The 5,615-nt window shown below is 64.0% G+C and carries 5 protein-coding genes; 4 read left to right on the plus strand and 1 reads right to left on the minus strand.

The genetic code is table 11. The features are described from left to right. Together ACLQI9_RS33020 and ACLQI9_RS33025 are read left to right on the plus strand one after the other, a co-directional pair. Positions 1-584: cutinase family protein (locus ACLQI9_RS33020; protein ID WP_442392890.1), on the plus strand; the 584-nt coding region annotated here is incomplete at its 5' end. 11 nt (positions 585-595) lie between these two features. Beyond that, positions 596-1,600, plus strand: coding sequence for a zinc-binding dehydrogenase (locus tag ACLQI9_RS33025; protein WP_442392892.1), 1,005 nt, complete (start codon positions 596-598; stop codon positions 1,598-1,600). A 22-nt stretch (positions 1,601-1,622) separates the two neighbouring features. Here ACLQI9_RS33025 and ACLQI9_RS33030 read toward each other — a convergent pair whose 3' ends face one another. Beyond that, positions 1,623-2,552 (minus strand): SDR family oxidoreductase, encoded by a 930-nt coding sequence (locus ACLQI9_RS33030; RefSeq protein ID WP_442380612.1) that lies wholly within the window; start codon positions 2,550-2,552, stop codon positions 1,623-1,625. Positions 2,553-3,272: 720 nt separating this feature from the next. On the opposite strand from ACLQI9_RS33030, the gene ACLQI9_RS33035 reads away from it, so the two are divergent. Together ACLQI9_RS33035 and ACLQI9_RS33040 are read left to right on the plus strand one after the other, a co-directional pair. After that, the gene (locus ACLQI9_RS33035; RefSeq protein WP_442380610.1) at positions 3,273-4,379 is read left to right on the plus strand and encodes a hypothetical protein; all 1,107 of its coding nucleotides are present in this window, start codon (positions 3,273-3,275) and stop codon (positions 4,377-4,379) included. Positions 4,380-4,581: 202 nt separating this feature from the next. Next, complete coding sequence (locus ACLQI9_RS33040) at positions 4,582-5,580, plus strand: Fic family protein (protein ID WP_442392894.1); 999 nt, start codon at positions 4,582-4,584, stop codon at positions 5,578-5,580. Positions 5,581-5,615 lie beyond the last annotated feature (35 nt).

The following is a 5,615-nucleotide window of genomic DNA, read 5'->3' on the forward strand; positions in this document are numbered from 1 at the left end:
CCGACGTCGAGGTGACGTTTGCCCGCGCCACCACCGAACCGCCCGGCGTCGGCGTGGTAGGCCAGCAATTTATCGATTCACTGCGCTCGCAGGTTGGGGGCAGATCCGTCGGGGTGTATGCGGTGAACTACCCCGCCTCAGAGGATTTCGTGCCATCCACCAATGCGGGCACTAGTGATGCAAGCGCTCACGTCGAGTCCATGATCGCGAATTGCCCCAACACCAAGATGGTGCTCGGGGGTTATTCCCAGGGCGCGATGGTGATCGTTCAGATCACCATCGCCCTATTCCCGATCGTGGGCTTTGTCCCCGAGACGCTGTCGGAGGACCAGGCCGCTCACGTTGCCGCGCTCGCCCTCTTCGGGAATCCGGCGGATAGATATCTAGGCGCACCGGTAAGCACGGCCAGCCCGTGGTACGGGGCCAAGGCCATTGACTTGTGCGCAGCCGGCGATGCGATCTGCGCCCCAGGCGGGGCTCTGGCGGCGCCGACGCACGACGAGGAATTCTCCGCGGCACACCTTTCCTATCCGAACTCCGGAATGCCTGCTCAGGCCGCGGCTTTCGTCGCAAGTCACCTGTAGCCGGGCTGTTCATGCGCGCAGTCGTCATCACCAAGCACGGCCCCCCATCGGTGTTACAGGTGCAAGACCGCCCCGACCCTCCGCCGCCTGCGGCCGGCCAGGTACGTGTCTCGGTGCGCGCGGCCGGAGTGAACTTCGCCGACCACCTTGCCCGCGTCGGGCTGTATCCCGATGCGCCGAAGGTGCCGAGCGTCGTCGGCTACGAGGTCGCCGGAACGATCGAGGCGGTCGGAGACGGCGTCGATCCGGAACGCGTTGGTGAGCGGGTGTTGGCCGGAACGCGATTCGGCGGTTACGCGGAAATCGTCAACGCCTCCGCGGATGACACTGTGGCGCTTCCGGATTCGATGACGTTCGAGCAGGGCGCCGCGGTCCCGGTCAACTATGCGACGGCATGGGCAGCGCTGCACGGGTACGGCTCGCTGCGCACCGGCGAGCGAGTGCTGGTGCACGCCGCGGCCGGGGGCGTCGGCATCGCGGCGGTCCAGTTGGCCAAGGCCGCAGGTGCGATCGTGGACGGCACCGCATCACCGGGCAAGCACAGCCAACTCGCTGCACTGGGCATCGACCGTGCCATCGACTACCGCCGCGACGGGTGGTGGAAAGGGCTGGAACCGTACGACATCGTGCTGGACGCGTTGGGTGGCACATCGTTGCGGCGGTCGTTCGATCTGCTACGTCCGGGCGGACGGCTTGTCGCCTACGGCCTCTCATCGTTGCAACAAGGCGAAAAGCGGTCGCTGCGGCAGGCGGCGCCACAGGCGCTGGCGATGGTGCGCGGGTTCAACCTGATCAACCAGCTCAACGAATCCAAGACCGTCATCGGCCTTAACATGCTGCGGCTGTGGGACGACCGCGGGACGCTCGAACCCTGGATAGAACCGCTGTCAGCGGCACTGTCCGACGGCACGGCAGCTCCGGTGGTTCATGCCGCCGTGCCGTTCGCCGACGCGCCGGAAGCTCACCGAATCCTTGCTGCCCGAGAGAACGTCGGCAAGGTTGTGCTGGTGCCCTGAGGTGATCGGTGGGGAAGCTCGATCACACCGACGTGGTCGACCGTCCGCGCGAAAAGGGTGCGCACCACGGCGAGATCGGTTTGCTCTCCTTGGGAAAGTGGGGACGCAGCGCGGCGGCAAGGACACGGTCGGTTGTCCGATCGGGCAAGATGCGCGTCAAGCGGGTGATCAGTGCCGCGTCGCGGCCGATGGTGTAGCGAGTGCGCGGTTTGCGCGCCGTCACCGCCTTGGCGATCACCTTGGCCGCGGCGTCAGCGGGTAGGCCCGAGTTGGTGTGCGACGCGGCCTGTGCGGTGATGGCGTGCACTAACCCGGCGTAGCGCTGGTTTTGCTCGGGCGTCATGGTCGACGCCAGCTCATGGGCGGTGCTGATCGCCCGGCCGGGCATTTCCGTACGCACGGCGCCCGGTTCGACCACGACCACTTGGACGCCGAACGGGGCGATTTCGCGTCGCAAGGAGTCACTGACCGCTTCGAGCGCGAATTTCGTGCCTGCGTAAGGACCGTAGGTGGCCATGGCGATCTTGCCGCCCACGGAGCTGATGTTGACCACGCGACCCTTGCTGCGGATCAGGGCCGGCAGGAGTGCCTGGGTCACGGCGATGTGGCCGAAGAAATTGACCTCGAACAGGCGTCGCCACTCATCGATCGCGAAAGCCTCGACCGGTACGTTGACACCGATTCCGGCGTTGTTTATCAGCGCCCGCACCGCCCGGCCCTGCGGGTCTCCGTGCACTCGAGTAGCCAGCGCCCGGACGTGGTCCGGGTTGGTGATGTCGATGATCAGCGGCTCGATGCCCGGCCCCCGGATTGCGTCGGCGTCCCGGTCGCGCCGGACACCCGCGAGGACGTGAAACCCACGCCGGGCCAGTTCGCGTGCCGTCGCCGCGCCAATGCCGGTAGACGCACCGGTGATCACGGCGATCTCTTGGATTTCGGGTGAAGGTCCCATCTCACCGAAGTTACCGTGGGCGCGGACGGTATCGAACCGCCGACCGCTGGTGTGTAAAACCGAGCCGGACTGTCCACCGCGTTTCACGCGGTGCTAGAGCGTCTTGGAACGCCCAGCTCAGCGGCTGGTTCGTGTCCACTCTGTCCACGGATTGTCGGGCTGTGTCTACCCGTCTTGGCACACTCTTGGCACAACGGGGGTTTTGGTCGTCAGGCTTTCGGTCGCGTTTGCGTGGCGGACTTGCCTTTTCGCTGCCAGGCCGCACGATCCACGTACCAGTGGAGCTAAGGGGATTCGAACTCCTGACCCCCACACTGCAGCGCGGAAGCGCGTGTGCGGCGCTGTGGTCTGGTGTCTACAGCCGATCGAAATGTCCACTTCAGTGCTTGATTCCGTACCGATGTGTCCAAGTGATTGACTGATTTAGGACACCGCTAGGACAGCCGAACAGCTGTTCGCACGCCACCCGCCGTCCGAAACGAGACGAACCGAATGGAGTTCGACGAGCAGTTCGCCAGCCCGGGCGCACACGTGGTGTTCGCCAGGGGCCGCCGTCCGTGTTCAGGGGTCCGATGATGGAGCTTCGCCTTGATCGGTGCCAATCGCTGAGTGCCTCGTGGCTGCTACGCCTTGTCCGCGAAGCGGGGATACGACGTTCCGCAGACCAGCCTGTCGACGGCGCCATTCATCATCGGTCGGCCTGACAGCTTCCACATCGCGGTGACGCCGCTGAACAACTCCCCATGGATCACCGCGGTCTCAAGTGACCAGGGCCGCCAGGACGAGATCGACGAATTGGTTCGGCGCGGCGGCGAGTTGACCTCCGGCGCTTTGGCGTCCGAGGCCGATTTCGGTGGCCACGTGTGGTACACCTGCACGCTCGTTGGTGAACAGCAGAATCTGGCAGATCCAATGTTCTTCTCACGCATGCAGGAAATGCTCAGCACGCAAATCAGGATCGTGGACGAGTGGCGGCGTCTCGGCACCGACGTGCTGCTTAACTTCCGTGAAGATGTGCCCGAGGGCGGCGTGCAGGACGAAAATATTCTGTTTCCCCCGAGGCCGATCGTTGATGTCTACGTCGCGGTTGCGGGACCGATCGACGGACCGTTCACCCGTCCCATCGCGCACCGCGCCATGGAGTTGGTGGCAGCGATCTGCACCTTCGCGCTGGGCCGCCCGGTCAACCTGCCGCCCACCGTTTGGCCTGCCCAAGACGAGATGCTCGCAGAACTGGAAACCCGTCGCGCGGACATGACCATTCTGACGTTGGCGCGACACGGCATGCCGCTCGACATGTTCCATCTGGTCGCCCTGGGCGACATGGACAGCTGGGCCCGCCTCCAGGGCGCACTGCTGAGCTACGACGCGGCCATCCGCCAGCAGCGCGAGCAGGTCGCCGTGATCCTCTACGTCGTCGCCGCCGAGTGCCTGACAAACCCATTCCAACCGTGGAAGACAGAGCGTCTGACGACGAGATTCATCAAGTTCTTCGACGAGTTAATGCCGGGTGAACTCGATTCGATGGTCCAGCATGGCAACTTCGAGCAGGCTTTCGGCATCGTTCGAGGATCCAAGTCCCCTAAAACGCTGCGGCGCTTGATGCTTGACAGCCTCTACGGATTCCGGTCTGAGCCCGTCCACGAAGGTCTCGCGATGGCATACGAGGGCTTCGCATTTTCCGGCGCGGCCGGCCAGCGGCGCATGTTCGCGTCGTGGTTTGCTCAGTGGGCGATCCTCCGCTACCTCGATTCGCCCCGGACCACCTTTATCGGCCACCCCGCCACCGCCACCGACGCAGGGGCCGAAGGACTAACACCCGGTTAAACATAGCCATGCGTCTCGCACTAAGAGCAGGTGCAGCCGAATGAAATGTCGCCTAGAGCAAATGTGTACGCTAGAGGGAAATAAAGTGTACAGTACAAAATACTCGCGTTTCCGCAGTTCACTGACAGAGATTTCGTACTGTACGCTTTAAATCGACGCAACGTACGAATTCAACGCAACATAGGAGAGGTCAAGGAGCGCTGTGGCCACAAGGGGCCGACCGGCACGATCGGAGGTCTACAACCGACTCGACACCCAGATATCCGAACTGTGGAACCGGCTTGGCGGCCTCCCGGGCCCGTTAGAAGCCGCAGGGATCTGGAAAGACATCTGGACAGCCGAAGCGCATCACTCGACAGCCATCGAAGGCAACACTCTGGTCATCAGCGAAGTCGAGAAGCTACTCGACGAGGGCCGCGCCGTCGGTGCCAAGCAACTCCGCGAATACATGGAGGTTAAGGGCTACGCCAACGCCGCTGACTGGGTCTACCGCGAAGGCATCCAGCCGACCAGCTACGACCCCGGGCGCCATATCACCTTGCAGGACGTCCGCCACGTCCATCAGCAAGTCATGGCTCTCGTATGGGACGTCGACCCACATCCCGACGCGACGCCAGCCGAAGGCCCAGGCTCATTCCGCCAACACGAAATCGAAGCATTCCCGGGCGGAATGAAGCCCGTGACCTGGCCACTCATCGACGCGGAAATGGCCTCATGGCTCGACCAAGCCAACGACGTCGAGGCCCGCTCCCCGAACTTCCCGGAACAGATCGCCAAGGTTCACCGCGACTTCGAGGCGATCCACCCGTTCCTCGACGGCAACGGACGCACCGGACGGCTCGTACTCAACCTCATCCTCGTGCGCCTGGGATACCCGCCAGCCATCATCTACAAAAACGACCGCCGCAAGTATTTGCGAGCGCTGCAGCGCGCCGACGCCGGCGACTACGGCACACTAGGCGAGTTCATCGCCCGAGCCATCCTCGACAATCTCTACAAATTCATCGTGCCGGCAATTGCCGGGCCGGCGCGCTTAGTCCCACTGGCCGCGCTCGCGACCGACGAGTTCAACGCCACGGCGCTGCGCGTGGCCGCCAACCGCGGTGCGCTGCAGGCCACAAAAGGCTCTGACGGACAGTGGCGCTCAAGCCGTCAATGGGTGGAGGAGTACGCCCAGAATCGCTACAAACGCCGAGGCTGACACGACAGCACCCAAGCGCGCCTGCCGGCGACAAC

It is taken from the genome of Mycobacterium sp. (genome assembly GCF_052143115.1).
In the GTDB taxonomy this organism is placed as follows: domain Bacteria; phylum Actinomycetota; class Actinomycetes; order Mycobacteriales; family Mycobacteriaceae; genus Mycobacterium.